Origin of the sequence: Nocardia sp. CA-145437 (genome assembly GCF_050956485.1) — a bacterium.
GTDB lineage: Bacteria > Actinomycetota > Actinomycetes > Mycobacteriales > Mycobacteriaceae > Nocardia.
Map to the genome: position 1 here is coordinate 6,037,547 of NZ_CP191204.1, position 26,065 is coordinate 6,063,611.

Below are 26,065 nucleotides of genomic sequence, written 5' to 3' on the forward strand. Positions count from 1 at the left end.
CAGCGCGAAGAACGAAATGAGGCGAACACCTGCTGTGAGCAGCTCAACAGACCAGTTCGGACAGAACCAGTGGCTTGTCGACGAGATGTACCAGAAGTACAAGCAAGACCCCTCGTCCGTCGATGAGAGCTGGCACGAGTTCCTGGCGGACTACACGCCGGAGAACACTGCCGAGATTGGTAACAACAGCCAGGCGGCCGCCGCCGTCGCTCCGGCCCCCGCCGCCGTCGCGCCCGCCGCTCCCCCCGTCGCCGCACCCGCCGCGCCCGCCCCGGCTCCGGCCCCCGCGCAGGTGCGCACCCCGCAGACCACCCCGGCCCCGAGCTCGAACGCGGCCCCGACCTCCGGCGGCCCCAAGCCGTCCGCCGAGGACGAGACCAAGGTGCTGCGCGGCGCGGCCGCCGCGACCGTGAAGAACATGTCGGCCTCGCTGGCCATCCCCACCGCTACCTCGGTGCGTGCCATCCCGGCGAAGCTGATGATCGACAACCGGCTGGTCATCAACAACCACCTGGCCCGCACCCGCGGTGGCAAGATCTCCTTCACCCACCTGCTGGGCTACGCCATCGTGCAGGGCATCAAGTCCTTCCCGAACATGAACCGGCACTACGCCGAGATCGACGGGAAGCCGAACGCGGTCACTCCGGCGCACACCAATCTCGGTCTGGCCATCGACCTTCCGGGCAAGGACGGGTCCCGCGCACTCGCGGTCGCGGCCATCAAGAACACCGAGGAGATGACCTTCGCGCAGTTCCACACCGCGTACGAGGACGTCGTCCGCCGGGCGCGCATCGGCAAGCTGACCAACGACGACTTCTCCGGCGTCACCATCTCGCTCACCAACCCGGGCACCATCGGCACCAACCACTCGGTGCCGCGTCTGATGCTGGGCCAGGGCGCGATCATCGGCGCGGGCGCCATGGAGTACCCGGCCGAGTTCCAGGGCATGAGCGACCAGCAGCTCGCGGAGATGGGCATCGGCAAGCTGATGACCTTGACCTCGACCTACGACCACCGCATCATCCAGGGCGCGGAGTCCGGCGACTTCCTGCGGACCGTCCACAACCTGCTGATCTCCGACGAGTTCTACGACGAGATCTTCCACGGCATGGGTGTCCCCTACGAGCCGGTCCGCTGGCGCAAGGACATTCAGGAACGCGGCATCGACAAGTCGACCCGTGTCCAGGAGATGATCAACGCCTACCGCAGCCGCGGCCACCTGATGGCCGACACCGACCCGCTGCGCCTGGTGAAGGACAAGTTCCGCTCGCACCCCGACCTGGATGTCACCCAGCACGGCCTGACCCTGTGGGACCTGGACCGCGAGTTCAATGTCGCGGGCTTCCACGGCCAGGAGCGCATGAAGCTGCGCGACGTGCTGTCCATCCTGCGCGACGCCTACGCCCGCCACGTGGGTGTGGAGTACACCCACATTCTGGATCCCGAGCAGCTCAAGTGGATTCAGGAGCGGGTCGAGCAGAAGCACGCGAAGCCGACCGTCGCGGAGCAGAAGTACATCATGTCCCGGCTCAACGCGGCCGAGGCGTTCGAGACCTTCCTGCAGACCAAATACGTCGGCCAGAAGCGCTTCTCGCTGGAAGGCGCCGAGTCGGTCATCCCGATGATGGACGCCGTCATCGACCAGTGCGCCGAGTACGCCCTCGACGAGGTCGTCATCGGTATGCCGCACCGTGGCCGCCTGAACGTGCTGGCCAACATCGTGGGCAAGCCCTACTCGAAGATCTTCACCGAGTTCGAGGGCAACATGAACCCGGCCGCCACTCACGGCTCCGGTGACGTGAAGTACCACCTCGGTGCGCGCGGCACCTACCTGCAGATGTTCGGCGACAACGAGATCGAGGTGTCGCTGACCGCGAACCCCTCGCACCTCGAGGCCGTCGACCCGGTGCTGGAAGGTCTGGTCCGCGCCAAGCAGGACCTGCTCACCAAGGAAGACATCGTCACCAAGGGCGAAGAGGCGCGGTCGTTCTCGGTCGTGCCGCTGATGCTGCACGGTGACGCGGCCTTCGCCGGCCAGGGTGTCGTGGCCGAGACGCTGAACCTGTCGGGTCTGCGCGGCTACCGCACCGGTGGCACCGTGCACATCGTGGTGAACAACCAGATCGGCTTCACCACCGCGCCGGAGTACTCGCGTTCCACCGAATACTCCACCGACATCGCGAAGTTCATCGGCGCCCCGATCTTCCACGTGAACGGCGACGACCCGGAAGCCTGTGTGTGGGTGGCCAAGCTGGCCGTCGACTACCGGCAGAAGTTCCAGCGCGACGTCGTGATCGACCTGATCTGCTACCGCCGCCGCGGCCACAACGAGGGCGACGACCCGTCGATGACCCAGCCGGGCATGTACGACGTGATCGACACCAAGCGTTCGGTCCGCAAGGCGTACACAGAGTCGCTGATCGGCCGTGGCGACATCTCCATGAAGGAAGCCGAAGACGCCCTGCGTGACTACCAGGGTCAGCTGGAGCGGATCTTCAACGAGGTGCGCGAGCTGGAGAAGTTCCCGCCGGAGGCGTCGGAGTCGATCGAGGAAGAGCAGCAGCTGCCGCCGAATCTCGTGACCTCCGTGGACAAGACGGTGCTGCAGCGCATCGGCGACGCGTTCCTGAACGTGCCCGACGGCTTCACCGTGCACCCGCGCGTCAAGCCGGTGCTGGAGAAGCGCCGCGAGATGGCCTACGAGGGCAAGGTCGACTGGGCCATGGCCGAGTTGCTGGCCTTCGGCACGCTCATCGACGAGGGCAAGGCCGTCCGCCTGACCGGTCAGGACTCGCGCCGCGGCACCTTCTCGCAGCGCCACTCGGTCATCATCGACCGCAAGAGCGGCGACGAGTACACCCCGCTGCACAACATCGGCTCGGCCAACCCGGGCTGGTTCGCGGTGCACGACTCGGCGCTGTCGGAGTACGCGGCGGTCGGCTTCGAGTACGGCTACTCGCTGGGCAACCCGGACGCGCTCGTCCTGTGGGAGGCGCAGTTCGGTGACTTCGTCAACGGCGCGCAGTCCATCATCGACGAGTTCATCTCCTCCGGTGAGGCCAAGTGGGGTCAGCTCTCCGAGGTCGTGCTGCTGCTGCCGCACGGTCACGAGGGCCAGGGTCCGGACCACACCTCGGGTCGGATCGAGCGCTTCCTGCAGCTGTGCGCCGAGGGTTCGATGACGGTGGCGGTCCCCTCCACCCCGTCGAACTACTTCCACCTGCTGCGCCGCCACGCCCTGGACGGCATCCGCCGCCCGCTGGTGGTGTTCACCCCGAAGTCCATGCTGCGCAACAAGGCTGTCGTCTCCGAAGTCGAGGACTTCACCGACAACAAGTTCCGCACCGTGCTCGAGGAGCCCACCTACGAGTCGGGCAACGGCGACCGCGCCAAGGTCAAGCGCGTGCTGCTCACCTCCGGCAAGATCTACTACGAGCTGGTGGCCGAGAAGAACAAGCACAACCGCGACGACGTGGCCATCGTCCGCGTCGAGCAGCTGTACCCGATTCCGAAGTTCCGCCTCAACGAGGCCCTGGAGCAGTATCCCAACGCCTCCGATCTGGCGTGGGTCCAGGAGGAACCGGCCAACCAGGGCGCCTGGCCTTTCTTCGGCCTCAACCTCCCGGAGATCCTGCCGGCCCGCTTCGGCAAGCTGCGCCGCATCTCCCGCCGCGCCATGTCGGCCCCGTCCTCGGGTTCGTCCAAGGTGCACGCCGTGGAGCAGCAGGAAATCATCGACGAGGCGTTCTCCCCGACCGCCTAGTCACCGAATCCCAGTGCGGGGCCGGATCTCTCACCGAGATCCGGCCCCGCGCCGTTTCTCAGTCGAGGCGGTAGATGTCGTAGTCGCTGAGTGGCCGGAAGCCGAGTCGCTGATAGAGGGCCGTGCTGGTGCGGTTCGCCTGATCGGCGAAGAGCATGACGTCTTTCGCGCCGGAGGCGAGGGCGTGGCGGCAGGCGTAGGTCGTGGCGGCGGCTGCGAAGCCCTTGCCGCGCAGGGGTTTCGGGGTGAAGACCGGGGCGATGCGGATGGTTCCGGTTACGGCTGTGCCGGTTCCGGCCATCGATACCGGGGTGCCGTCCACTTCCCACAGCGAGAGGCCGCCTCGCGTGAGGCGTTCATCGACCATGCGGTCCAAGTGCGCCGGGGGCGGGTCGCCGATATCCCGGGTGAATTCGAGCAGAAATTCGATCGCCAGTTCCCGGTCACGGTCGGTCGCGAGGCGTCCGATGCCGTCCGGCATCGGATCGGGCGGGATCAGATCGCCCAGCCGGTAGAGGCGATCGGCGCGGCTCAGGGTGACCGACTTGCCGTGCGACCGCGCCCAGGCTTCCGCGACGGGACGGGCGGAGTCGGAAGGGCCGGACACCGCGGACAGCGCCGGATCGATCGCCGAGTAGTCGCGCACGAGTGGATCGATCGCCTCGGACGGCAACGGGGACACCACGATTCCGAAGGGCGGTGTCCGGAAGAACGCGGCTGTGACCTCGCCTCCGGCAGTGGTCCACCACCCGAAATGGGGAGCGGCGTCCCCGTAGATCGTCGGCCCCTGCCGTCGCAGTCGATCCAGCACCGTGAGCAGCACGGTGTTCCGGATCGGATCCGACCGCAGGAATTCGTCCGCCGCCCGCTCGTATGCCGACAGGTCCTCGGTAATCGTCCACCCCATGTGTCCATCATGGCGCAGACGACCGGGAACGGGACAGCCCGCCGAGAATGACTCGGCGGGCTGTGCGGTGTCCGGTGCCGGCGACGAGTTACTCGCCCGCCGAATCCGCCTGCTCCGCAGTGGAATCGGCCGTGCCCTTGATGTCCCAGGCCGCCATCATCGCGGCGAGGCCGTCCGCGGCGGCGGTGTCCTGGGTGGTCGATTCCTGGTCCGACATGGCGGGTACCTCTTTCTGCTACTTCCCTGACGAAAGGTTGATGTTACCGGTCGGTTTCAGTTGCTGCTCGCCGAGAAATGGCCTGCAACAATCGATTTCACAGACACGTGACAGGGGTCACAAATACCGGCGGAGCCGGTCGCCCGAGAGGGGTTGTGGGCGCGGTGTTCGGCGTCGTATATTCCACGTGGAATATTTGGTCCGGAGGATGGTGGTGACGGTGATGGCGTCACTCGAAACGGAGGTCGTGGTGATCAAGAAGCAGTCGGCTCCAGCGCTCACGCCGATGGCGCTGCTGGTTCTCGCACTGCTGGAGGAACGTCCGATGCACCCGTACGAGATGTATCAGCTGTTATTGAGCCGCCACGAGGACCAGTTCACCAAGATCAAGCCGGGGTCGCTGTATCACACGGTGGCGCGGCTGACCGATCAGGAACTGATCGCGGCGGAGAGCACCGATCGGGCCGGTAACCGGCCGGAACGAACCACCTATCGCATTCGCACGGCCGGGCACACGGCGCTGCGTGAACGAGTCCGGGACCTGCTGCGGGAACCGGTTCACGAGTACCCGGCGTTCGTGACCGGATTGGCCGAAGCGCACAATTTGCCCGTGGACGAGGTCATCGATGCCCTCCGCGAACGCGTCGCCTCGATCGAGGCGCGGGTCGCCGAGCTGACCATGCTCCGCGACCTGGCCGCCGCCTCCGATGTCCCGCGCCGTTACTGGATGCGGGTCGACTACATACGCGCGCACAGCACCGCCGAAGTCACCTGGCTGCGCGGACTCATGGACGAGCTCCGCAGCGGCGAACTCGAATGGGAGACCTTCGACTCCGAGTCCGGCGAGCGCGTCGACACCAGAACCCACTCCCAGGGGTAGGAACCCGAATCCATGTCCACTCAACGCAACCCGTGGCTCGCGCTCTACGCGCTGGTCGTCGGGTTCTTCATGATCCTGCTGGACATGACCATCGTCGCGGTGGCCAATCCGGCGATCATGAAGGACCTGAACGCCGATGTCTCCCAGGTCATCTGGGTCACCTCCGCCTACCTGCTGGCCTACGCGGTGCCGCTGCTGGTCACCGGCCGGCTCGGGGATCGCTTCGGCCCCAAGAACATCTATCTCGGCGGCCTGGTCGTGTTCACCCTCGCCTCGCTCTGGTGCGCCGAGTCGACCAGCATCAACATGCTGATCGCGGCCCGCGCCGTGCAGGGCCTGGGCGCGGCGCTGATGACGCCGCAGACCATGGCCGTCATCACCCGCACCTTCCCGCCGGACAAGCGCGGCGCGGCCATGGGCCTGTGGGGCGGTGTGGCCGGTCTGGCCACCCTGGTCGGCCCGATCCTGGGCGGCGTGCTGGTGGACTGGCAGGGCTGGCAGTGGATCTTCTACGTGAACGTGCCGATCGGCATCATCGCCTTCGCGCTGGCGTTCTGGCTGGTCCCGTCGCTGCCCACGCACGAGCACAAGTTCGACCTGGTCGGTGTGGCGCTGTCGGGCGTCGGCATGTTCCTGCTGGTGTTCGGCATCCAGGAGGGCAACACCCACGACTGGGACGCCGAGATCTGGGCCATGATCGCCGCCGGTGTGGTGGTGCTGGCGCTGTTCGTGGTCAACCAGGCGCGCAATACCGGTGAGCCGCTGGTGCCGCTGAGCTTGTTCAAGGACCGCAACTTCGCGCTGTCCAATGTGGGTATCGCGGCCATGGGCGCGGCGGTGACCAGTGTGTTCGTGCCCGCCTACTTCTACCTGCAGCAGGTGCACGAGCTGTCGCCGACCCGCTCGGCGCTGATCTTCGCGCCGATGGCCATTCTGACCGGTGTGTTCGCGCCGATCATCGGCAAGATGTCGGACAAGGTCGCGCCGCGGGTCATCCCGACGATCGGTTTCGCGATGTTCGCGGCCACCCTGTTCGGTTTCGCCGTGTTGATGAAGCCGGACGGCTCGCTGCCGCTGTTCATGATCGTCGGCGGCTTCGCCGGTATCGCCAACGCCTGTATCTGGGCGCCGCTGGCCTCCACCGCCACCCACAACCTGCCGGTGCAGCTGGCCGGTGCGGGCGCGGGCGTCTACAACACCACCCGCCAGGTGGGTTCGGTGCTCGGTTCGGCGACGATCAGCGCGCTGCTGTCGGCGCGGATCTCGGCGCAGGGCCTGCAGAGCGGTCCGATCGGCGAGGGCTCGGGCGGTAAGAGCCTGAGCGATCTGCCCGCACAGGTGCGGGATCCGATCCTGGAGAAGCTCAGCACCGCGCTGAGCCAGTCCATGTACCTGCCCGCGGCGATCCTGCTGATCGGTGTGGTCGCCTCGGCGATGTTCATCAGCTTCGGCAAGCAGGGCGACGGTAAGCAGGACGATATGGCGAAGGCGAACATCGGAGCGCACTGACCTATCGCAGGGCCTGATCGGCCGCTGGTCGATCGGCTCGAATCCAAAGGTGCTGCCCGCCAGGACTTCCCGGCGGGCAGCACTGTTTCCGTCCCCTGCGGGTCGCGGTCAGAGCAGCAGGCCGGCGAGGCGGGTCCAGTCGATGCGGATGTCGATCGGCATGTCCGTCAGGGTCTCGCCGATGTGGGCGGTCAGCCGCCGCAGCGGCCGGTAGTGGCCCAGTACCAGGACGTGGGTCTGGATGGCGCGCACTCGATCGCGATCCATGTAGACCAGCCAGTACCAAGGGATTCCGGCCAGTGCGTACTCGGCCATCTTGTCCGTGGTGTCGACGCGTTCGGTCGCCGGGGACACTACCTCGACGGCGATCTTCACCCGCTCGGCCCGCAGCGGGCCGACATCGGCGGGCGCACAGGAGAACAGGATGATGTCGGGACGGCGGATGGTGAGGCGCGGCGATTCCCACAGCAGCACGTCCTGGTCGACGCCGACGTAGAGCGAGCCGTCGTTGTATCGGCTCATGTGGTGCTCGGCCCCGGACTCCAGCATGGCGGCCAGCCGGCGGGTGGCGTTGCGGTGGGGCAGGGCGGGCGTTTCGGCGCGCACCACGTCACCGTTGACCACCTCGACGAGCCGGCAGAAGTCGGGGGGCAGCTGCTTCCAGATGTCGAGCGTGATCGGTTCGGGCTGCAGGTTTTCCGCCCGCGCCCATTCGAGTACGCCGAACATGCGCGCTCCCCTCATTCCCCGAACGAGTTGTGCCCCCGGGCGAGCAGATGCCCCCGAGCGGCCGGACCGAGCCACGACTGCCGCGATGATCTTAATCCGCGCGGGCCGCCGAAACGGTTGTTCGGAACGTTCGCCCGCGCCGGACCGGCGAGCCGCGCGGACGATGGTCGGGCACGAGGTGTTTCGCGCACTGGATCGGCGGCGTGCGTGACGCGGCGCCGATTCTTGGGGCGGAACAGTCTTTTTCAGCCGATTCGCACGGTCAACGACGGATATCCGGTCGCGCCGTCGGGCACGACGTCCTGTCGCCGCTCGGTCTGGGTCTCCCCCGTGCCGTCGGTGGCGCGCGCCCAGACGGTGTGTACGCCGCTGCCCGCGGGCGCGTCCCAGTCGAAGGCCCACTGCACCCAGGTGTCGATGGACGGGGCGTTCGCCAGGCGCGCGGGCTGCCAGTCCCCTTGGTCGATACGGACTTCCACGCCGCGGATGCCGCGATGCTGCGCCCACGCCACCCCCGCGATGGTGACCTTGCCGGGCGCGAGGGTGCGGCCGCGCGGGGTGTCGATGCGGCATTCGGTCTTGATGGGGCCGTACGCCGACCAGCCGCGTTTGGTCCAGAACGCTTCCGCGCGATCGAATCTGGTGATCTCGAGTTCGGTCACCCACTTGGTGGCCGACACGTACCCGTACAGGCCCGGTACCACCAGCCGCGCGGGATAGCCGTGCGCGGTGGGCAGTGGTTCACCGTTCATGCCGACGGCCAGCATGGCGTCGCGGCCGTCGGTGAGCACGGCGAGGGGGCTGCCCGCGGTGAAGCCGTCGACGCTGCGGGAGAGCACCATGTCGGCGTCGGGGTGCGGCCCGGCCTGGGCGATCAGTTCGTCGAGCCGGTAGCCGAGCCAGCGGGCATTGCCGATCAGTTCGCCGCCGACCGGGTTGGAGACGCAGGCCAGGGTGACCAGCCGTTCGATGGGGGTGCGGGCGGCGAGATCGGCGTAGCCGAGCCGGATCTCGCGATCGACCATGCCGTGGATGCGCAGGGACCAGTCGTCCTTGCTGACCTGCGGCACGGTCAGCGCCGTGTCGATGCGGTAGAAGCTGGAGTTCGAGGTGAGGTAGGGCGTGAGGCCCGGCAGTTTCAGGTCCGCGCCCGGGTCGACGGGCGGCTCGACGCTGGTCGGCGTGGGCAATTCGACGTCGGCCCGCTCGGCGGAGACGTCCCGCGACCGCAGCCCGATGAGCCGTCCGGCCATGCCACCGGCGACCGCGACGGCTCCGGTGATGGCGAGCCAGCGCATCACCTGCCGCCGTTGCGTGGTCTGTTCCGCGGCGGACTCCGCGGTGGCCGGTGTCGCGTCGGCGCGTTCGGCGGACTCCTCGAGCCGGCGAATCAGGCTGCGCAGCACGAGAATTCCGGCCACGGTGCCGAGCAGCGCGGGTATCGCCCAGGTCCAGGCGGCAGCGGGACGTCCCACCGCGGCCGACATCGCGAGCAGTCCGAAGACCCCGAACAGGATCGATCCCCAGGGCCGCCGGACCCGCTCGGCGAGTCCGGCGACGGCCGCCAGCACGACGGCCGCCACGCCCATCGACACGAACAACAGCAGTTTGTCGTTGGTGCCGACCAGCCCGATCACCCATTCCCGGAACCCGTCCGGCGTATGGTCGACGACCCACGCCCCGACGGCCTGCAAGGGGGTGCTGTCCGGACTGATCAGCACCGACACCACTTCGGCCACGCCCAGCGTGACCAGGCCCGCGACGATGCCGCCAGCGATTCGTACTTCGCGATCGGCCACGAAACCGACCCTACTGCGGGAACCGCCGCGCGAACCCGCGCCAGAAATGACGATCCGGTGACGTCGTCACATGGTGGCGGAACCGGTGTAGTTGATCATCCACGGCACCGAGAACTTGTCGGTGACCATGGCGAACGCGTCGGCCCACTCGACCTTGCCGAGCGGCATGGTGACGGTGCCGCCGGGGGCGAACTCGTTGAACAGGCGCTCGGCCTCGGCCGCGGACTCCACCTCGACCTGGACGGCGAAGCCGGGGTTGGAGTTGTCGATGTCATTGCCGGGCGGGGTGTCGGACACCATGAGGATATTGGTGGCGCTCAGCGGCAGCTGCGCGTTGGCGACCCGGTTGGCGATCTCCGGGGGCAGGTCGCCGGGGGTGTCGCCACCCATGTCACCGAAGCGGACGATGGTGGCCTCGCCGCCGAAGACGGACTGGTAGAAGGTGATCGCCTCCTCGGCGTTGCCGTTGAAGACCAGGTACGGGTTCAGTGCGGGCATGGGTTCCTCCTCGGTCGGTGTGGCGGGTGCGGCGGCACCCGACAGGTAGGACGCGGGGGCCGCCCGGAAATCATCGGTCGCGGCCGGGATATTTCGGTGAATGCGAGAAATATTCGGTGCGTCCCCCGGTTGACCTTGCTATGAGCGAACTGCCCCGGGTCCAGCACCGTCACCTCGAGGTGGACGGCGTCGACGTGTTCTACCGCGAATCGGTCCCCGCCCGCGCCGATGCCCCGGTCCTGCTGCTACTGCACGGTTTTCCCACCGCCTCGCACCAGTTCCGGCGGCTCATGGACGCGCTCGGCGACCGCTACCGGCTGATCGCGCCGGACTATCCGGGTTTCGGAAACACCGTGGCGCCGGCGGATTTCGACTACACCTTCGACCGGTTGGCCGATATCACCGAGGGATTCGTGCGGGGGCTCGGCCTGACCCGGTTCGCCATGTACATCTTCGACTTCGGCGCGCCGATCGGCCTGCGCGTGGCCGCCCGCCATCCGGAGTGGATCGCCGGGCTCGTGGTCCAGAACGGCAATGCCTACGAGGCCGGACTGTCCGAGGCCGCACAGGGTTTCGTCGCGCTGCGGCCCGATCACGAGGGTGACGAGGACGTCATCCTCGGCCTGCTCACCCTCGAGGGCACCCGCGGCCAGTACGAGGGCGGCGTTCCCGATCCGAGCCTGCTGAACCCCGACTCCTGGACCCTGGACCAGCACTATCTGGATCTCCCCGGCCGCAAGGAGGCTCAGCTGGCCCTGGCCTACGACTACAAGTCGAATGTGGCCCGCTATCCCGAATGGCAAGCGTGGCTGCGCAAATACACTCCGCCGACCCTCATCACCTGGGGTGCGAACGACATGTTCTTCCCCGCCCCGGGCGCGCACGCGTATCTCGCGGACGTTCCCGACGCCGAACTGCACCTGTTCGACACCGGCCACTTCGCGCTGGAAACGCATGTGGCCGAGATCGCCCCGCTGATCGCGGACTTCCTCGACCGGCTGCCCGCCTGAACGAACGAGGCGCTGCCGGTGGAATTTCCACCGGCAGCGCCTCGTTCGACTCGGGTCAGGAGTCGACTCCGATCAGGAGTTGTAGATCGCGTCCACGTCGGCCGCGTACTGCTTCATGACGACGGCCCGCTTGAGCGACAGCTTCGGGGTCAGCTCGCCACCCTCCTGGGTCCAGTCGACCGGCAGGATGCGGACCTTCTTGATCGCCTCGGCGTGCGAGACCAGCTTGTTGGTGGCCGCGACCGCGTCATTGATCTCGCCGACCAGGGCCGGGTTCTCGATGAGGTGCTCGATCGGGGTGTCGGCGGGAATCCCGTTGCGCGTCTTCCACGCCGGCAGCGCCTCGGGGTCGAGGGTGACCAGCGCGGCGATGAAGGGCTGCCCGTCGCCGACCACCATGACCTGGCTGATCAGCGCGTTCTGCCGCAGCGAGTCCTCGAGCATGGCCGGGGAGACGTTCTTGCCGCCCGCGGTGACCAGGATTTCCTTCTTGCGACCGGTGATCGCGATGAAGCCCTGCTCGTCGATGGCGCCCAGGTCGCCGGTCTTGAACCAGCCGTCGGCGTCGAACGCGTCGGCGCTGGCCTCCGGGTTGTTCCAGTAGCCGCCGAACACGACCGGGCCGCGGATCAGCAGTTCGCCGTCCTCGGCGACCTTGGCGCCGTGGCCGGGCAGCGGGCGGCCGACCGAGCCGACCTTGATGTGCCGGGGGGTGTTGACGCTGACGGCCGCGGTGGACTCGGTCAGGCCGTAGCCCTCGTAGATGGTGACGCCGGCGCCGCGGAAGTAGTGGCCCAGGCGCGCGCCCAGCGGGCCGCCGCCGGAGACGGCGGAGGAGCACTGGCCGCCCATGGCCTCGCGCAGCTTGCTGAACACCAGCTTGTCGAGTACCGCGTGCTGCAGCTTGAGCACGATGCCGGGGCCGCCGGTCTCGAGCGACTGGCTGTACTGGATGGCGATCTCGGTGGCGTAATCGAAGATCTTGCCCTTGCCGCCGTCGTGCGCCTTCTGCTTGGCGCCGTTGAACACCTTCTCGAACACGCGCGGCACCGAGAGGATGAAGTTCGGCTTGTACTGGCCGAACTGCTCGACCAGGGTGGACCAGTCGGCGGTGTGGGCCACGGTGACGCCGGCGTCGAAGGCGGCCAGCGCGACCGCGCGGGCGAACACGTGGGCCAGCGGCAGGAACAGTAGCGACTTGCGGCCGGGCTGCAGGAACTCGCTCATGGAGGAGCGGTCGGCGGCCGACTCGGCGTAGAGGTTGGCATGCGAGAGCATGACGCCCTTGGGCCGGCCGGTGGTGCCGGAGGTGTAGATCAGGGTGGCCGGGGACGCGGCCTTCACCTGGGCGCGGCGCTCGTGCACCACGGCGTCGTCGAGATCCTTGCCGCGGGCGGTCAGCTCGGCGATCGCGCCCTTGTCGATCTGCAGGACCTCGCGCAGGCTGTCGAGCCCGGCCTCGATCTCGGCGATGGTGGCGCGGTGCTTGTCGTTCTGGACGACGGTGAGCTTGGTGGCGGAGTCCTCGAGGATCCAGCGCGCCTGCTCGGCGGAGGAGGAGTCGTAGATCGCGACGGTGCAGCCGCCGGCCGCCCAGATGGCGAAGTCCAGCACGACCCACTCGTAGCTGGTCTGAGCCATGACGGCGACGCGGTCGCCGAGCTCGATACCGGAGGCCACCAGTCCCTTGGCCACGTCGGTCACGGTCTTCGCGAACGTCGCCGCCGTGACGTCGTTCCAGCCGCCCTTGCCATTCGGGGTGTTGAAGACCACCAGCTCGGGGGTCTTCTCAGCATGCCGGAACGCGCCGTCCGACATGTTGGCGTTCTCCGGAATGGTGTAGGTAGCCGGGACTTCGAACTCTCGCATCGCTGCCCTTCCACAGAGGTTTACTGGCGGGTAATTTACGCCACGCTCACAGGTAACTCTCCGCGGACCGCCCGAACCTGTTCCCGGACGGTCTCGCGCTGTGATTCGTCTCTATCCTATTGACCGAGTTTGCGCCGGTCGAAGCGCCTGGCGCAGGAATTGCCCGAGTTCGACGGTGACCGCGGCGGCCGGCGCCACCAGAGCCGCCTGCAACTGGGCGACATGCCAGAGGCCTTCGGTCTCGGTGAACTCGGTCGGCACACCCGCCGCGCGCAGCTGCGCCACCAGCCGCGTGCACTGGTCGTGCAGCAGCTCGGCCTTGTCGGCCTGGACGTAGGTAGGCGGCAGTCCGCGCAGTTCGCCCAGCAGCGGCGCGTACCCGGCGTCCTTGCCGTCGCCGCGACCCAGGTAGGCCGCCGCGCAGGCCCGCGACCACGGCTTGTTGATGACCAGATCGCGGTTGCGGGTGGGGACCTCGTTCGGGTCGGTCCACGGCGCGATCAGGCCCAGGGCGGCCGGGGTCAGGCCGTGCCGGTCGCGCAGTCGCTCGGCCAGCGCCAGTGACAGCCCGCCACCGGCCGAATCACCGGCCACCGCAATGCGTTCCGGCCGGTAACCGGCCGCCACCAGTTCCAGGAACGCGGCCTCGGCGTCCTCGAGCGCCGCCGGGAACGGGTGCTCGGGGGCCAGCCGGTAGTCGGGAACCTGCACGGCGCAACCGGTTTCGCGGGACAGGTAGGCCGCCAGCGAGCGGTGCGTGAGCGGCGAGCCGACGGTGTAGCCGCCGCCGTGCAGATACAGCACGGTGGCGCTGTCGGAGACCGGCCCGACCGAGACGCGCTCGGCCGGGCGGCCGCCGAGGCGGATGTGCTCGACATGGGTGCCGCGCGGCGCGCGCTGCGCCACCGAACCCCAATCCATCAGTGCCCGCTGGACACCGAACGGGAGCCGGTGATGGAGCATGACCCGGAAGACCGGGTTCAGCACGGCTCGGACGACGGGCAACGGCAGTGTCACATCGGGCATGACCGAATGTCCTTCAGAATCGCTGTATTACGGCAGGAACCGCTTCTGCACGACCGCGGAGATCCGCTGGTAGTACGAAGCCGTGGTGCGCACGAACAGGTCGAGAGCCTTGGCCTCCCAGCCGATCAGCACGCGGCCGTAGCCCTTGCGGACCGCCTCGGTGATGGTCTGCGCGGCCATCTCCGGGGTGTGCAGGGCGAGCTTGCTGTCGAAGAGGCTCGCCAGATTCTTCTGGTCCAGGCCCTCGGAGACGGTGGCGTTGCGGGCGACGGCGGTCTTGATGCCGCCGGGGTGCACGCAGGTGACCTTGACCGGGGTGCCGCTCATCAGCATTTCCTGGCGCAGCGCCTCGGTGAAGCCGCGGACCGCGAACTTGGCCGAGTTGTAGGCGCTCTGGCCGGGGACCGCGATCAGGCCGAAGAGGCTGGACACGTTCACCACGTGGCCGTCACCGGATTCGATGAGGTACGGCAGGAACGCCTTGGTGCCGTTGACGACGCCCCAGAAGTCGACATCCATGATGCGTTCGATGTCCTTGAACGCGGTGTCGGTGACATTGCCGTGGTGGGCGATGCCGGCGTTGTTGTAGATCTGGTTGACCTTGCCGAAGTGCTTCTTCACCTCGTCGGCGTAGAGCAGCACGGCCTCGCGCTCGGCCACGTTCAGGCGATCGGACTTGATCTTGACGCCGAACTTCTCACAGCGCCGCACGGTTTCGGCGAGGCCCTCGGCGTCGATGTCGGACAGCGCCAGGTGCGCGCCCCGCTTGGCCAGGTTCTCCGCCAGCGCGCGGCCGATGCCGGAACCCGCACCGGTGATCACGCAGACCTTGTCCTTGAAGTAAGCATCGTTGCTCACGGTTACCGCTTTCGGTTCGTCAGGAGTGGGGGGTGTGACTAAACGGCCTGTGCGACAGGCCGGCGGGTGGTCTCGTAGGCCGCGACGTCGAAGTGCTCGAGCAGACTACGGAACCGGAAGGTGAAGTCCGGCCAGAGCGTGGTGTTGTTGCCGTGCTTGTCCAGGTACCAGGAGGCGCAGCCGCCGGTGCTCCACACCGCGCCCTCCAGCTTGCGCTGCAGACCCGCGTTGTACTCGTCCTGCACGTCCTTGCGGACCTCGACGGTGCGCAGGCGCAGGTTGTCGAACTGGGCGATGGCGTCGGAGATGTAGTTGATCTGCGACTCCAGCATGAACACCATCGAAGTGTGGCCCAGGCCCACGTTCGGGCCGAGCATGAAGAACATGTTGGGGTAGTTGTTGATCGCCGAACCCTTGTAGCCCTGCTGGCCGATGGCGTCGAACACCTCGGACAGGGTACGGCCGTCGCGGCCGGAAACCGTGTCGTAGACCGGCGAGTCGGTGACATGGAAGCCGGTGGCCACGATGATCGCGTCCACCTCGCGCTCGACGCCGTCCTTGGTGACGATGGCGTTCGGGCGGATCTCCTTGATGCCGTCGGTGACGACATCCACGTTCTCGCGGCTCAGGGCCGGGTAGTACTCGTTGGAGATCAGCATGCGCTTGCAGCCGATACGGAAGTTCGGGGTGACCTTCTTGCGCAGTTCCGGATCGCGGACCTCGGCGAACAGCTTGGCGCGGGCCACGGTCTCGAGGGCGAGCATGGCGGGCGGGAACTTGGCCAGGCCGACCACCTGGGTCTCGCGGGCGGCGTAGATGCCGGCGCGGTAGAGGCTGCGCAGCGCGGGAATGCGCTTGAGCGCGAACTTCTCCGGGGCCAGGTACTCGCGGTCGACGCGGGGCAGCAGCCAGGGGGCGGTGCGCTGGTAGACGTCCAGGTGCGCGACCTCGGCCGCGATGTTCGGGACGATCTGGATGGCGGAGGCGCCGGTGCCGATGACGGCGACGCGCTTGCCGGCCAGGTCGGAGTCGTGGTTCCAGCGGGCGGAGTGGAAGATCTCGCCCTGGAAGTCGTTGATGCCCTTGATGTCCGGCAGGTTGGGCTCGCACAGCGCGCCGACGGCGGACACCAGGATGTCCGCGGTGAACGGGCCCTGGCTGGTCTGGATCTCCCAGCGCGCCTCGGCGGCGTTCCACTGGGCGCCGGTCATCTCGCAGTCGAAGATGTGCTTGTCGCGCACGCCGTACTTGTCGGCGACGCCCTGGATGTAGCGCTGGATCTCCGGCTGCTTGGAGAACGAGCGCGACCACTCCGGGTTGGTGGCGAAGGAGTACGAGTACAGCTGCGAGGGGACGTCGCAGGCCGCGCCCGGGTAGGTGTTGTCGCGCCAGGTGCCGCCGACATCGTTGCCGCGCTCCAGCACGAGATAATCGGTGCGTCCCTGCTTGCTCAGCCGGATGGCCAGGCCCAGGCCCGAGAACCCGCTGCCGACGATGATCACGTGGGAGTGCCGGGCGGGCCGGTTGCCGACAGCTTTGTCTGTAACCTTGCGACTCATGTACCCGAGAATATGGTCTTATTGAGTGGGAGTCAATACTGTTATTGAGCGCTGGTCAATATTATTGACTCGTGTTCAGTAACTGTCGACCCCAGTCAGTACTGTCGGACAAGTGACCAAGGAGCGCGTCGTGAGCAGCAGACCGGACAGCCGGGCCAAACGCGTGCGCCTCAGCCCCGGCGAACGCCGCGAGCAACTGATCACCCTCGGCGCCCGCATGCTGCGCGAACGCGCCCTCGAGGACATCTCCATCGGCGAGATCGCCGCCCAGGCCGGCATCTCCCGCGGCCTGCTCTTCCACTACTTCCCCACCAAGCACGACTTCCACCTGGCGATCGTCAACCACGCCAATGCCGAACTCCTCGAACGCACCACCCCCGACCCCACCCTGTCGCTGTTCGACATGCTGCAGGACGCGATCGAGCGCTACATCGCCTACGTCACCGAGAACCGCACCTCGTATCTGGCGTTGCTCCGCGGCCCCGCCAGCGCCAGCCCGGAACTCGTGGCCCTCGTCAACGCCACCCGCATGGCCCTCGTCGACCGCATCCTCACCGAGGCCCCCATCCCCGCCGACGACCCCGACCGCCCCCGGCTCGCCTTGGCGGTCCGAGGCTGGATCGCCTTCGTCGAGGAAACCACCCTCACCTGGCTCCGCGAGGAACCCATCCCCCGAGAAGCCCTCGTGGACATGCTCGTAACCTCCCTGCCCGCCCTCGCCCTCAACGCAGATCTGGCCGCCGCCCTTCAGCAGTGAGCGCCGCCGCCGCGAGCATGAGCTCTGCCGCCAGTTGGCTGTGGACCACCAGCAAGCGGGCGATACAGCGAGCACGCCTGAAAAATCAGGTCACCCGGGCGTCTTTCACGAAAACATCCGTCAACTCGGCTGCCCGCCGCAGGTTTTCGAGATGACGAACCATGACATGTCGCTTCATCAGGCACACGGAACCGTCCGCGCCCAGTTCCTTCATCGCCTTGCCCACCGCGTCCACCCGCGCCCCGACCAGATTGCCCAGCTCCTCGTAGGACAGCCGCACGGTGAGCTCCCACCCGGCCGCCACCCGCCGCCCGTACGACTCGACGAACTCGACGAGCAGGCGCGCCAGCCGCACCCGCACCTGATGGTCGCGGAAATCCAGGCGGCGCTGATCCGACCAGGCCAGCCGGTCGGCCAGGGAACGGCACAGCACCAGGGAACCGTCGTGATGGGTTTCCAGGAAGGTCATGAACGCCGTGCCCGGGATGCGGTGCACGATGGTGGGCGTGCACACGGTCGCGGTGTTGGAGCGCAGCGAATCCGGCACCAGCGCACCGAGTTCACCGATCACGTCACCGCTGACCCGGATCGCGAGCAGCCGGCCGTCGGCCGTGGTGATCTTCACGCACGCCGACAACGAGCGGTCGCGCGAGCGCAGCAGATACACCATGCTGCCGGGATCGCCCTGCCGCATGAGAACCGTGCCCGGCGGGCCGTACGTCCGCGTCCCGAGCCGGAGCAGCGACCTCCGGGATCGCGGGCACAGCCGCTCCATGAAAGTACCTGTGGGCCAGGGCCAATTGCCCAGATGATCGTCGTCAGGTGAGTTCACCGTCGTATCCAGTTCCGTACCGCCGTTGGAAGCTGCCCCCGAACCCTCCACGGTAAGCGACCGAAAGGGTTTGTGGCACAGCGCGACGGTGGTGGACCCGGATCAGAGGGCGTGGGCGTCGAGCCAGGTTCGGGCCACGGTGGAGGGGATGGCGTTCTGGTCGCGGATCTGGTGGATCATGTCGGCGAGCTCGGTGGTGGTGAGTTCGCCTGCCACGTAGTTGAGTTTGCGGAGCTGCGGGTCGGTGAGGGCGGACTTGCGGAGGATGGGCGCGACCATGGCGGCACGGAAGGCGTAGTCGGGGTCGGAGAGGGGCGTTAGGTCGGCGCCGTCGCCGGGGAGGAAGGATGAGGGGCCGGGGAGGACTGCTAGGTCGATTTCGCCTTCGGAGAGGGCTTTTCGGAGGTCGGTGGGGGTGGTGAAGGCGACCCATCGGGTGATGGTGCAGTGGTAGACCGACTGCAGGGGGGTCAGGACATCAACTTCGGGGTCGAGGGGGGTGCGTTGCGCGTCCAGGGGGGCGCCGGTGTCGATGCCGAGGATCAAGCTGTCGCAGCGGGGGGCCAGGTCCTTCAGGGAGGTCGGGAGAGTCGTGGGGTGGGCGGCGGAGGCGACGATGGCGGGGCGCAGGTCGGTGCCGTCGGCGGGGTCGGAGGTGGCGACACCCTGCGGAAGGGCTTTGGCGAGGGCCGCATTCACCGCGTCCGGCTTGGTGACGGTGGCGGTGGAGTCGAGGGCGGTGAGGATGTCGCCGGTGATGTCGCCGAACAGGGCGAGGTCGCCGGAGTCGAGGGCGGCGAGCAGATCGCCGCGGGAACCCACCCGCTCCGCGACGCGGGTGTGCAGGCCGGTGCGGGCCAGTGCGCCCGCGTAGAGTTCGGCGATGATCCGGGACTGGGGCGAATCCCCTGCTCCCACCGTCACAACCGGACCGGCGTCCTTGCTGCCGCAGGCCACCGCGGCCACCGCGATCGCGGTGACGAGCGCGCCCCGGCCCAGTGTTCGCACGGCGCAAACCAATCGGTTGGATCCGGTCCCGGACGTGCGCGCGCGGCGCGACGGGCGACGGCGGGCGGCGCGGCGGCCGAGCGCCTGCGAGGGATGGGAGTCAGTGCCGGACACGCGCAACAGTCTGCCGCGCCGACCCTCGCGGCGGTGAAACCGGGCCGGACATCGGGCGTGCCTTTTCCGCCGGAAGCGTGAAACCGACCGTAGGTAGGCACCGTTCGCGGGATGAGACGGGCAATATGGACAGTTAGGTCTGTTCCAGGGGTGGTGACACCCCGCCCGCCGCAGGCATCCCGCTCGGAAGGACGACAGTGCAATCGCTCATCACCACGCGCGCCGATGGCAAGCGCATCTCCCGGACCGTACTCCGAATCCTGGCCGCGTCGGTCGCGCTGGCCGCCGCCATGGCACTGTCCGCCTGTGGCGACAACAAGTCCAATCCGCTCGGTGGGGGCGGCGGCTGCGGCGGCGACGCGAACAAGGTGACCGTCGGGTCCGCCAACTTCCCCGAATCCGAGACCGTGGCCGACGTCTACGCGGAAGCGTTGCGGGCCAACGGGTTCAGCGTCGACACCAAACTCAATATCGGCAGCCGTGAAGCGTACGTGCCCGCGTTGAAGCAGTGCGCCATCGACCTGATCCCGGACTACACCGGGAATCTGCTGCAATACCTGGACAAATCGAGCACCGCCACCACGCCCGACGAAGTGAACACCGCACTCGCCAAGGCGCTCGGCGATCAGCTCGCCATCGGCACGCCCGCACCCGGCGAGGACTCCGACGCCGTCGTCGTCACCAAGGCGACCGCCGAGAAATGGAATCTGACCAGCATCGCCGACCTGGCCGCACACTCGGCCGAGGTGAAACTGGCCGCGCCGGCGGAATTCTCCGAACGGCCGGGCGGGCTACCCGGCCTGAAGAAGAACTACGGACTCGACATCTCCGCCGGCAACTTCGTGCCGATCGCAGACGGTGGCGGCCCCGCCACCGTGAAGGCGCTGACCGACGGCCAGGTCACCGCCGCCGACATCTTCACCACCTCCCCCGCCATCGCCGCCAACAACCTGGTGGTGCTGACCGACCCCAAGCACAACTTCCCGCCGCAGAACGTGGTGCCGCTCTACAACACCGCCAAGAAGAGCGACAAGCTGACCAAGGTGCTCGACGCGACGTCCGCGAAACTCACCACCGCCGAACTCATCTCGCTCAATACCGCCGTCTCCGGCAGCAGCAAGACCGAACCGGCCGCCGCCGCCCGCCAGTGGGCCGCCGCGCAGGGGCTCGACCAGCCGATCGCATAAGGAGAGGCGGAACACGGTGTCCGACATCGAATTCACCGGCGTCAGCAAGACTTACCCGGACGGCAGCACCGCCGTCCACGACCTGAGCCTGCGCATCGAATCCGGGTCGTTCACCGTGTTCGTGGGACCTTCCGGCTGCGGCAAGACCACCTCCATGCGCATGATCAACCGGATGATCAGCCCCAGCCGCGGCGCCATCACCGTAGGCGGACAGGACATCTCCCGCGTCGACCCCGTCGAACTGCGACTCGGCATCGGGTACGTGATCCAGAGCGCGGGCCTGCTGCCGCACCGCACCGTCGTCGACAATGTGGCCACCGTGCCGGTGCTGCGCGGGCAGTCCCGCCGCGCGGCCCGGCGGGCGGCGCTGGAGGTGATGGATCGCGTCGGACTGGATCACGCTCTGGCGCAACGCTATCCGGCGCAACTTTCCGGCGGCCAGCAGCAGCGCGTCGGCGTCGCCCGGGCGCTGGCCGCCGACCCGCCCATCCTGCTCATGGACGAGCCGTTCAGCGCCGTCGACCCCGTCGTGCGCACCGAACTGCAGAACGAGATGCTGCGGCTGCAGGCCGAACTGCACAAGACCATCGTCTTCGTCACCCACGACATCGACGAGGCCATCAAACTCGGCGATCACATCGCCGTCTTCGGGCCCGGCGGGCACCTGCAACAACACGACGTCCCGCAGACCGTACTCGCCCGGCCCGCCACCGATTTCGTCGCCGGATTCGTGGGCCGCGACCGCGGCTACCGCGAACTGTCCTTCCGGGCCGCCGGCGCCGTACCCCTGCACGACCTCTCCACCGTCTCCCCCGAACAGGTGCCCGGCCTGCGGTTGGACAAGGGCGAATGGCGGCTCGTCATCGACGAGGCCAAGAAACCCATGGGCTGGATCGACACCACCGGCGTGGAAGGCGTCCGCGCCGGGCACGCGCTCGCCGACAGCATGGCCTCGGGCGGCTCCCTGTTCCCGCCCGGCGGCGACCTGCGGCAGGCACTCGACGCCACCATCTCCTCGCCCGCGGAAATCGGTGTCGCGGTGGACGATTCCGGCGGCGTGCGCGGCGCCATCTACGCCCGCGACGTGCTCGAACAGCTGCACCGGCAGCGCACCGCCGAGGACGCCGAACGCAATCGGGTCTTCTTCGAGGAGACCACGTGAAGTACCTGCTGGACAATGTCGGCGAGATCGCCGGATACGCCCGCACCCACTTGTGGCTGGCGCTGCTGCCGCTGGCGCTCGGACTGGTGATCGCGATCCCGGCGGGCGCGCTCGCACATCGGGCGCGCTGGCTGCGGCGGATCACCACCACCACGGCCGGGATCGCCTACACGATTCCGTCGCTGGCATTGTTCGTGATCCTGCCGCCACTGCTCGGGATCGGGGTCATCGATCCGCTGAATGTCGTTATCGCCCTGACCATCTACTCGGTGGCGCTGCTGGTGACGGCGGTGCCGGCGGCACTGGATTCGGTGCCCGACGCCACCCTCGACGCTGCCGACGCCATCGGCTACCCGCGCTGGCGGCGGGTGCTCACCGTCGACTTCCCGCTCGCGCTGCCCGTCTTCCTCGCCAACCTGCGAGTCGTGGCCGTCACCAATATCTCGATGGTGACCGTCGGCGCGCTGATCGGGGTGGGCGGGCTCGGCAAGCTGTTCACGCAGGGATATCAGCGTGACTATCCGGACGAGATCGTGGCGGGCATCATCGTCGTACTGGTGCTGGCCTTGATCGTGGACCGGGCGCTGTACCTGCTGGGCAAGGTGGCGACGCCGTGGCTGAAAGGGGCTGCGCGGTGAACCTTTTCGTGGACGCCTGGCACTTCCTCACCGACGGCGCGAACTGGTCCGGTCCCGCCGGGATCGGGCGGCGGCTGCTCGAACACCTCTGGTACAGCCTGCTGGCCGTGGGACTCTCGGCCGTGATCGCGGTGCCGATCGGCCTGCTGATCGGGCACACCCGGCGCGGGTCGGCGCTCATCGTCGGATTCGCGAACTCCATGCGCGCCCTGCCGACCCTGGGCGTGCTCACCTTCGTGGTGCTGCTCATGGGGCTGGGGCTCACCCCGCCACTGCTGGCGCTGCTCACCGTCGGCATTCCGCCGCTGCTGGCGGGCGCGTACGCGGGCATCGCCAACGTGGACCCCATCGTGGTCGACGCCTCCCGTGCCATGGGCATGAGCGAGCCGCGGGTGCTGCTGCGCGTCGAACTCCCCAACGCGCTGCCGGTGCTGCTCAGCGGCCTGCGCGCGGCCACCCTGCAGGTGGTGGCGACCGCGACCATCGCCGCCTACGTGAACCTGGGCGGGCTGGGCCGGTACATCTTCGACGGCATCAGCCTCTACCGCTACGACAAGGTGTTGGTCGGCGCGATCCTGGTGGCCGCGCTGGCGCTCGTCCTGGACGGTCTGCTGGCGTTCGTGGTGTGGCTGAGCGCGCCCGGGACCGGACGATTCGGCCAGCTCACCGCCCGGATCCGAAACAAGCGCATTGACCTTCCGGTGTGATCGGGGTCACGATGTCTCCTGGCACACCCATCCGAGACAGGAGGTTCGCAGTGAAGGCTCGCGACATCATGCACCGGAATGCGGAATGCATCCCCGCTGATGAGACGCTCGATCGCGCCGCGCAGATGATGCGCAACATGGACGTCGGCGCCCTGCCGATCTGTGACGGCGACCAGATGATCGGCATGCTCACCGACCGCGACATCGTGGTCAACTGCATCGCCATGGGACACGATCCGGGCAAGGTTCGCGCCGGAGACCTGGCCCAGGGCCGGGTGTGGTCGGTGGACGTCGACACCGACCTCGGAACCGTCCTCGACGTCATGGAGCAGAACCAGATCAAACGCATGCCCGTCCTCGACATGCGCAAGGGCAACAAGCTCGCGGGCATGATCTGCGAATCCGACCTCGCCAAGAACGTCAGCGACAAGCAGCTCGCCGCGTTCATCAGTGCCGTGGCGGTGCCGCACTAAATCCACGGGAAGCGTCCCGGTTCGCAGCGGATTCACAGGCAGTGACCGGAGAATTGCCGGGTGCAACCGGGACGCATTCTTGTCATCGAAGACGCCGAGGCCATTCGCGCCGCCGTGGGAGCCGGGCTCACCGCCGCCGGGCACGACGTGCTCGCGCGAGGCGACGGCGCGCTGCTGGAACAAGACCTCACCCGCTACCGGCCCGACGTGGTGGTGCTCGACGTCGGCCTGCCCGGGCGGGACGGGTTCGCACTCTTGGAATCGGTGCGGGCGCGCTCCGCGGCGGGCGTGGTCATGCTCACCGCCCGCGACGGCGTCGAGGACCGGGTCCGGGGACTACGCGCCGGATCCGACGACTACCTGGTGAAACCGTTCGACCTCACCGAACTCGTGGCCCGCGTGGACGCGCTGCTGCGGCGAATGGGGAAACTCCAGCGCCGCACCGTGATCGGCGACCTCGAGGTGACCGTGGACACCGGCACCGCGCGCCGGGGCGGACAGGAACTCACGCTCACCGCCACCGAGTTCAAACTGCTGGCGTACCTGGCGGCGCAGCGGGACCGGGTGGTGACCAAGACCCAGATCCTCACGGCCGTGTGGGGATACGACGACTACGACCCGAATCTGGTCGAAGTGCACGTCAGCGCGCTGCGGCGCAAGCTCGAGGAACACGGGGAGCGGGTCGTGCACACGGTGCGCGGGCTCGGGTACACCCTGCGGGCGCCGAAGTGAGGACGGTCTCGCTGCGTGGGCGGGTAACCCTCACCGCCGCACTGGTTTCCGGCATCGTACTGGTGCTGGTCGCGCTGAGCGTGCACGCGTTGTTCGGGCTGGTCGTCAACCGCAGCGAGAACACGGTGCTCACCGACCGAGCGCAGCTGGCCCGCGAGCTCGCGCAGAACGGGGTGACACCGGAAGATCTCGTCGCCCACGTCGACACCCGATCCGTGCGGGTGCGGCTCGTGCTCGCCGACGGCCGCACCTTCGGCAGCCTCGACCACCGGATCGCCGAGGACACCACCACCAAGACACGCCTCATTCGCTTGAGCGGGTCCGGTGAGATCGACGGCAGCCGACTCACCTTGCAGATCGACACCCCGCTGCTGGCCCGGGTGCAATCACGGCTGGGACTGCTGCTGACCGCGGCGACCACGTCCGCCATCGCGATCATCTCGCTCGCGCTGTGGTTCGGGATACGCCACGCGCTCGGACCGCTCGACGCCATGACGCGGCTGGCCCGCGACATCGCGCACGGCCACCTCGGACGACGGCTCGAACCGTCCCGCACCGACACCGAATTGGGGCGCACCGCGGCCGCGTTCGACGAAATGCTGGACGCGCTGGAAGGGGCGTTGCGCGACACCGCGGCCGCCGAGGCCCGGTCCCGCGCCTCCGAACAGCAGATTCGCGCGTTCGTCGGGGACGCCGCCCACGAATTGCGCACACCCATCACGGGAGTGCGCTCGCTCGCCGAAGCGGTCCTGCAACAGCCCACCGACACCGATCCCGAGGATCGACAGCGGATGCTGCTCCTCTTGGTCCGCGAGACGCATCGCGCGGGGCGGTTGGTCGATGATCTGCTCGACCTGGCACGCATCGACGCCGGGCTCCAGCTCCGGCGCGCACCCGTCGATCTGCGCGCGCTCGCCGCCGCCCAGCTCGACAGCATGCGAATGCTGCATCCGGACACCGAATTCCACCTCATCGGCGATCCCGTCACCGTGTCCGCCGATCCCGAGCGCGTCACGCAGATCCTCACCAATCTGCTGACCAACGCCTGCCAAGCCATGCGGGACCACGGCTCGGTCTCCATCGACGTGCGCGCCGCGCTGGACCGATCCTCCTCCAGCACAGTCGAAGTGACGATCTCCGACACCGGGCCCGGCATCCCTGCCGAAGCCCGCGAACGCATCTTCGACCGCCTCGTCCGCCTCGATTCCGCCCGCGACACCCGCCCCGACGGGTCCGGTCTCGGCCTGGCCATCGCCCGCGGTCTCGCCCGCGCCCACGGCGGCGACCTGGCCTGCATCGCCCCCGAACCCCGCGGCGCGCAGGGCGCGGTATTCCGCCTCACCCTCCCCGCCTGAAGATCACCTGAAGAAGCCCGCCGGCTTCAGGGAGGCTTCAGGTTCGGCGGGCAGATTCGACGGCGAACCCACCACACACCCTGGAGTGAGCATGAAACGCACCCTCGCCGTGGCCCTCGCCGGAGCCGCCGGAGCCGCCGCCATCGCCCTCGCGATCCCCGGCACCGCCTCCGCCGACACCCCCGCCTGCGGCCCCGCCGCCGCGGCCGCCGCGCGCGCCGACTCCGCCCCTAAGGTCGCCGCCTACCTGGCCGCGCATCCCGATGTCGCCGCCGAGATCGCCAAGGTCAAGGCGCTGCCCAAGGATCAGCGGCGGGCGGAGCTGAAGGCCTGGCGCGAGGCCAACCCGCAGCAGGCGCAGGATCTGAAGGCGGCGCGCCAGGCCGTCATCGACTACCACAAGGCTTGCGGCAAGCAGCACAAGTAACCGGTCATCGCGTGTGGGGCCCGGTCGAAACGACCGGGCCCCACACGCG

Annotated in this window: 24 protein-coding genes; 13 read left to right on the forward strand and 11 right to left on the reverse strand. The window is 68.1% G+C overall.

What is annotated here, in order from left to right; translation table 11 throughout:
- Nucleotides 1-16 precede the first annotated feature (16 nt).
- Nucleotides 17-3,763: a multifunctional oxoglutarate decarboxylase/oxoglutarate dehydrogenase thiamine pyrophosphate-binding subunit/dihydrolipoyllysine-residue succinyltransferase subunit gene (locus ACQPYY_RS28045; RefSeq protein ID WP_433591608.1), complete on the forward strand. Its 3,747-nt coding sequence runs from the start codon at nucleotides 17-19 to the stop codon at nucleotides 3,761-3,763.
- A gap of 58 nt (nucleotides 3,764-3,821) precedes the next feature.
- Here ACQPYY_RS28045 and ACQPYY_RS28050 read toward each other — a convergent pair whose 3' ends face one another.
- Nucleotides 3,822-4,670 (reverse strand): GNAT family N-acetyltransferase, encoded by an 849-nt coding sequence (locus ACQPYY_RS28050; RefSeq protein WP_433591609.1) that lies wholly within the window; start codon nucleotides 4,668-4,670, stop codon nucleotides 3,822-3,824.
- A gap of 88 nt (nucleotides 4,671-4,758) precedes the next feature.
- A complete protein-coding gene (locus tag ACQPYY_RS28055) occupies nucleotides 4,759-4,887 on the reverse strand; it encodes a hypothetical protein (RefSeq protein WP_357283393.1) in 129 nt (42 codons plus the stop codon).
- Nucleotides 4,888-5,110: 223 nt separating this feature from the next.
- Here ACQPYY_RS28055 and ACQPYY_RS28060 point away from each other — a divergent pair, with 223 nt between their 5' ends.
- Nucleotides 5,111-5,767, forward strand: a complete 657-nt coding sequence (locus ACQPYY_RS28060; RefSeq protein WP_379093870.1) for a PadR family transcriptional regulator — start codon at nucleotides 5,111-5,113, stop codon at nucleotides 5,765-5,767.
- A 12-nt stretch (nucleotides 5,768-5,779) separates the two neighbouring features.
- On the forward strand, nucleotides 5,780-7,276 hold the full coding sequence (locus ACQPYY_RS28065) for a DHA2 family efflux MFS transporter permease subunit (protein ID WP_433591610.1): 1,497 nt from the start codon (nucleotides 5,780-5,782) through the stop codon (nucleotides 7,274-7,276).
- A 108-nt stretch (nucleotides 7,277-7,384) separates the two neighbouring features.
- On the opposite strand, the gene ACQPYY_RS28070 is transcribed toward ACQPYY_RS28065, so the two are convergent.
- From ACQPYY_RS28070 to ACQPYY_RS28080, 3 genes are all read right to left on the reverse strand, one after another.
- Entirely contained in the window at nucleotides 7,385-8,005 is a 621-nt protein-coding gene (locus ACQPYY_RS28070) for a Uma2 family endonuclease (protein WP_433591611.1), read from the reverse strand.
- A gap of 245 nt (nucleotides 8,006-8,250) precedes the next feature.
- Nucleotides 8,251-9,804, reverse strand: a complete 1,554-nt coding sequence (locus ACQPYY_RS28075) for a molybdopterin-dependent oxidoreductase (protein WP_433591612.1) — start codon at nucleotides 9,802-9,804, stop codon at nucleotides 8,251-8,253.
- A gap of 66 nt (nucleotides 9,805-9,870) precedes the next feature.
- A complete protein-coding gene (locus ACQPYY_RS28080) occupies nucleotides 9,871-10,302 on the reverse strand; it encodes a VOC family protein (RefSeq protein WP_357087266.1) in 432 nt (143 codons plus the stop codon).
- A gap of 140 nt (nucleotides 10,303-10,442) precedes the next feature.
- Here ACQPYY_RS28080 and ACQPYY_RS28085 point away from each other — a divergent pair, with 140 nt between their 5' ends.
- Complete coding sequence (locus tag ACQPYY_RS28085) at nucleotides 10,443-11,312, forward strand: alpha/beta fold hydrolase (protein WP_433591613.1); 870 nt, start codon at nucleotides 10,443-10,445, stop codon at nucleotides 11,310-11,312.
- Nucleotides 11,313-11,384: 72 nt separating this feature from the next.
- On the opposite strand, the gene ACQPYY_RS28090 is transcribed toward ACQPYY_RS28085, so the two are convergent.
- The 4 genes from ACQPYY_RS28090 to ACQPYY_RS28105 all read right to left on the reverse strand — a co-directional run bounded on the left by ACQPYY_RS28090 (nucleotide 11,385) and on the right by ACQPYY_RS28105 (nucleotide 16,624).
- Nucleotides 11,385-13,181, reverse strand: a complete 1,797-nt coding sequence (locus ACQPYY_RS28090) for an AMP-dependent synthetase/ligase (RefSeq protein WP_379093854.1) — start codon at nucleotides 13,179-13,181, stop codon at nucleotides 11,385-11,387.
- Nucleotides 13,182-13,292: 111 nt separating this feature from the next.
- Nucleotides 13,293-14,207: an alpha/beta hydrolase gene (locus tag ACQPYY_RS28095; protein ID WP_433591614.1), complete on the reverse strand. Its 915-nt coding sequence runs from the start codon at nucleotides 14,205-14,207 to the stop codon at nucleotides 13,293-13,295.
- Nucleotides 14,208-14,234: 27 nt separating this feature from the next.
- On the reverse strand, nucleotides 14,235-15,065 hold the full coding sequence (locus ACQPYY_RS28100; RefSeq protein WP_379093848.1) for an SDR family NAD(P)-dependent oxidoreductase: 831 nt from the start codon (nucleotides 15,063-15,065) through the stop codon (nucleotides 14,235-14,237).
- 38 nt (nucleotides 15,066-15,103) lie between these two features.
- Nucleotides 15,104-16,624 carry a flavin-containing monooxygenase gene (locus ACQPYY_RS28105; protein ID WP_433591615.1) on the reverse strand — a complete coding sequence of 507 codons (1,521 nt, stop codon included), beginning with the start codon at nucleotides 16,622-16,624 and terminating at the stop codon, nucleotides 15,104-15,106.
- Nucleotides 16,625-16,754: 130 nt separating this feature from the next.
- Between ACQPYY_RS28105 and ACQPYY_RS28110 the strand changes: the two genes are divergently transcribed.
- Nucleotides 16,755-17,381, forward strand: coding sequence for a TetR/AcrR family transcriptional regulator (locus ACQPYY_RS28110; protein WP_379093842.1), 627 nt, complete (start codon nucleotides 16,755-16,757; stop codon nucleotides 17,379-17,381).
- Between the two features lie 85 nt (nucleotides 17,382-17,466).
- Here the strand turns inward: ACQPYY_RS28110 and ACQPYY_RS28115 are convergent, their stop codons facing one another.
- Nucleotides 17,467-18,213 carry a Crp/Fnr family transcriptional regulator gene (locus ACQPYY_RS28115; RefSeq protein ID WP_433591616.1) on the reverse strand — a complete coding sequence of 249 codons (747 nt, stop codon included), beginning with the start codon at nucleotides 18,211-18,213 and terminating at the stop codon, nucleotides 17,467-17,469.
- Between the two features lie 102 nt (nucleotides 18,214-18,315).
- Nucleotides 18,316-19,335, reverse strand: coding sequence for a glycine betaine ABC transporter substrate-binding protein (locus ACQPYY_RS28120; RefSeq protein WP_433591617.1), 1,020 nt, complete (start codon nucleotides 19,333-19,335; stop codon nucleotides 18,316-18,318).
- Between the two features lie 290 nt (nucleotides 19,336-19,625).
- Here ACQPYY_RS28120 and ACQPYY_RS28125 point away from each other — a divergent pair, with 290 nt between their 5' ends.
- The 8 genes from ACQPYY_RS28125 to ACQPYY_RS28160 all read left to right on the forward strand — a co-directional run bounded on the left by ACQPYY_RS28125 (nucleotide 19,626) and on the right by ACQPYY_RS28160 (nucleotide 26,016).
- Nucleotides 19,626-20,522, forward strand: coding sequence for an ABC transporter substrate-binding protein (locus ACQPYY_RS28125; RefSeq protein WP_433594751.1), 897 nt, complete (start codon nucleotides 19,626-19,628; stop codon nucleotides 20,520-20,522).
- Between the two features lie 16 nt (nucleotides 20,523-20,538).
- On the forward strand, nucleotides 20,539-21,684 hold the full coding sequence (locus ACQPYY_RS28130; protein WP_433591618.1) for an ABC transporter ATP-binding protein: 1,146 nt from the start codon (nucleotides 20,539-20,541) through the stop codon (nucleotides 21,682-21,684).
- The gene (locus ACQPYY_RS28135) at nucleotides 21,681-22,322 is read left to right on the forward strand and encodes an ABC transporter permease (protein ID WP_379093827.1); all 642 of its coding nucleotides are present in this window, start codon (nucleotides 21,681-21,683) and stop codon (nucleotides 22,320-22,322) included. The genes ACQPYY_RS28130 and ACQPYY_RS28135 overlap by 4 nt, the downstream gene beginning before the upstream one ends.
- Complete coding sequence (locus ACQPYY_RS28140) at nucleotides 22,319-23,029, forward strand: ABC transporter permease (RefSeq protein ID WP_433594752.1); 711 nt, start codon at nucleotides 22,319-22,321, stop codon at nucleotides 23,027-23,029. The genes ACQPYY_RS28135 and ACQPYY_RS28140 overlap by 4 nt, the downstream gene beginning before the upstream one ends.
- Nucleotides 23,030-23,079: 50 nt before the next feature.
- On the forward strand, nucleotides 23,080-23,502 hold the full coding sequence (locus ACQPYY_RS28145; protein WP_357087292.1) for a CBS domain-containing protein: 423 nt from the start codon (nucleotides 23,080-23,082) through the stop codon (nucleotides 23,500-23,502).
- Nucleotides 23,503-23,562: 60 nt separating this feature from the next.
- Nucleotides 23,563-24,234, forward strand: a complete 672-nt coding sequence (locus ACQPYY_RS28150; RefSeq protein WP_357087294.1) for a response regulator transcription factor — start codon at nucleotides 23,563-23,565, stop codon at nucleotides 24,232-24,234.
- Entirely contained in the window at nucleotides 24,231-25,589 is a 1,359-nt protein-coding gene (locus ACQPYY_RS28155; protein ID WP_433591619.1) for an ATP-binding protein, read from the forward strand. Before ACQPYY_RS28150 ends, ACQPYY_RS28155 begins: the two co-directional genes overlap by 4 nt.
- A 91-nt stretch (nucleotides 25,590-25,680) precedes the next feature.
- The gene (locus ACQPYY_RS28160) at nucleotides 25,681-26,016 is read left to right on the forward strand and encodes a hemophore-related protein (RefSeq protein WP_433591620.1); all 336 of its coding nucleotides are present in this window, start codon (nucleotides 25,681-25,683) and stop codon (nucleotides 26,014-26,016) included.
- Nucleotides 26,017-26,065 lie beyond the last annotated feature (49 nt).

Bases quoted from the DNA above. Each gene is read 5' to 3' on its own strand.
- ACQPYY_RS28085 (WP_433591613.1), top strand. From the start codon at position 10,443: ATGAGCGAACTGCCCCGGGTCCAGCACCGTCACCTCGAGGTGGACGGC.
- ACQPYY_RS28105 (WP_433591615.1), bottom strand. From the start codon at position 16,624: ATGAGTCGCAAGGTTACAGACAAAGCTGTCGGCAACCGGCCCGCCCGG.
- ACQPYY_RS28060 (WP_379093870.1), top strand. From the start codon at position 5,111: ATGGCGTCACTCGAAACGGAGGTCGTGGTGATCAAGAAGCAGTCGGCT.
- ACQPYY_RS28125 (WP_433594751.1), top strand. From the start codon at position 19,626: ATGGCACTGTCCGCCTGTGGCGACAACAAGTCCAATCCGCTCGGTGGG.
- ACQPYY_RS28070 (WP_433591611.1), bottom strand. From the start codon at position 8,005: ATGTTCGGCGTACTCGAATGGGCGCGGGCGGAAAACCTGCAGCCCGAA.
- ACQPYY_RS28160 (WP_433591620.1), top strand. From the start codon at position 25,681: ATGAAACGCACCCTCGCCGTGGCCCTCGCCGGAGCCGCCGGAGCCGCC.
- ACQPYY_RS28065 (WP_433591610.1), top strand. From the start codon at position 5,780: ATGTCCACTCAACGCAACCCGTGGCTCGCGCTCTACGCGCTGGTCGTC.
- ACQPYY_RS28055 (WP_357283393.1), bottom strand. From the start codon at position 4,887: ATGTCGGACCAGGAATCGACCACCCAGGACACCGCCGCCGCGGACGGC.
- ACQPYY_RS28050 (WP_433591609.1), bottom strand. From the start codon at position 4,670: ATGGGGTGGACGATTACCGAGGACCTGTCGGCATACGAGCGGGCGGCG.
- ACQPYY_RS28045 (WP_433591608.1), top strand. From the start codon at position 17: ATGAGGCGAACACCTGCTGTGAGCAGCTCAACAGACCAGTTCGGACAG.
- ACQPYY_RS28090 (WP_379093854.1), bottom strand. From the start codon at position 13,181: ATGCGAGAGTTCGAAGTCCCGGCTACCTACACCATTCCGGAGAACGCC.
- ACQPYY_RS28080 (WP_357087266.1), bottom strand. From the start codon at position 10,302: ATGCCCGCACTGAACCCGTACCTGGTCTTCAACGGCAACGCCGAGGAG.
- ACQPYY_RS28095 (WP_433591614.1), bottom strand. From the start codon at position 14,207: ATGCCCGATGTGACACTGCCGTTGCCCGTCGTCCGAGCCGTGCTGAAC.